This is a genomic window from Anaerococcus lactolyticus ATCC 51172 (assembly GCF_000156575.1).
Lineage (GTDB): Bacteria > Bacillota > Clostridia > Tissierellales > Peptoniphilaceae > Anaerococcus > Anaerococcus lactolyticus.
Genome location: NZ_GG666108.1, coordinates 1 through 241, shown reverse-complemented (window position 1 = coordinate 241; position 241 = coordinate 1). Strand labels below are relative to the sequence as shown.

Genomic DNA, 241 nt, shown 5'->3' with positions numbered 1-241 from the left:
CTGCCAGTCACGCGACAGTTCGCTTTGATCCGGGTTGACCACCAGATCCCACACCACCGGATTGAGGTGCAGGTGGAAATGGGAGAACACTTCGCTGTCGACCAGCAACAGCGTGAGCCCGATGGTGGCCAACGCGGCGGAAATAAATCGCAGCAGCCGCTGCGACATCACCACGAAGGTGAGCGGGAAGATCACCAGCAAATAGCCGGCGAACACGATAAAGCTGAAATGCCCCAGCAGG

At 58.5% G+C, this 241-nt stretch carries 1 protein-coding gene; it reads right to left on the bottom strand.

Translation table 11 applies throughout. The features are described from left to right. Positions 1 to 241, bottom strand: a 241-nt coding sequence (locus HMPREF0072_RS11450) for a DUF3413 domain-containing protein (protein WP_004830553.1), incomplete at both ends; no start/stop codon positions are given.